A 1,034-nucleotide genomic window follows, 5' to 3' on the forward strand; every position below is an offset into this window, starting at 1 on the left:
GGCCGGGCCTGCTCCGCCCGTGCGGCTCAGCCGCGGGTGGCGCCGGCCGCCTGGAGCAGCCGCCGCGCCTCGGCCGGGAAGGGGCGGCCCAGCACCCGGCCCCGGTCGTCGCCGACCGACATCACGGCCACCACCGTGCCGGACTGGCTCACGGCGTCGTAGTCCCGCAGCCACGGCCCGCCGCTGGAGCCCTGGGTCAGGTCGCAGGACTCCAGCAGCAGCCCGCCCACGTTCGGCTGACGGGTGTCCCGCTCGGTCAGCAGGGCGGGCGTGCCCGCGCAGTGGGCGAGCGTCTCGCCGTCGTACGGCTCGGTTGCCGGATAGCCGAGGGCCACGGTGTGCCCGGCCGGGCCGACGGGCTCGAAGCCCAGGCGGTTGGCGCCGACCGTCTCCTGGAGGGTCCGCCCGTCCTTCTCCTCCACCTTCAGGAAGGCGTAGTCGTACGGCAGGGCCTGCGGCAGACTCCCCTGCTTCCAGGCGGACTCCAGGTGCGCCGACTCCACCCGCCAGCCGGCCCGGGCGGCGTTCGCGGTGCCGTGGCGGTCGTAGGCGGGGACGAACCAGGCCTGCTTCCAGCGCGCCTCGCCGGGGTTGTGGACGCAGTGCGCGGCGGTGACGACGACGCTTCCGTTGGGGGCGTCCACGACGGCGCCGGAGCAGGCGAGCAGCTGTCCGTCCGGATAGGTCCCGATGAGCTTCCCGACGGTCCGCACGGTGCCCTTGGGCCAGGGCGCCCGGGGGGTGCCGGTCCCGTCGGCCGTCGTGCGAACGGCCGCGGCGCCGGACACCGGATCGACCGCGGGAACGCCCAGGGGAGCGGCCCCCAGCAGCGCTGCGGAGGTCGCGACGGTGACGAACGCGGCTATGACGGCACGTATCCTGTCCATGCCCTCACGCTGCGCCCTTCCCACGCCGGCATGCCATCCGCACACCGCCGCCCGGGTGGCGCGGGGCGTCCGTTCGGGCGGCCCCGGACGGACGCGTGTGTACGCCGGACGGCCCCGCACCGGTACGGCCCCCAGCCGTCGCGGGCC

General features: G+C 76.4%; 1 protein-coding gene. It reads right to left on the reverse strand.

Annotated elements, in window-relative coordinates:
• Nucleotides 1-26: 26 nt before the first annotated feature.
• A complete protein-coding gene (locus AC2CJA_RS26840; RefSeq protein WP_484605233.1) occupies nt 27-887 on the reverse strand; it encodes a trypsin-like serine peptidase in 861 nt (286 codons plus the stop codon).
• Between the last annotated feature and the right edge of the window lie 147 nt (nt 888-1,034).

The sequence above is a fragment of the Streptomyces sp. ATLC9 genome (assembly GCF_057196705.1).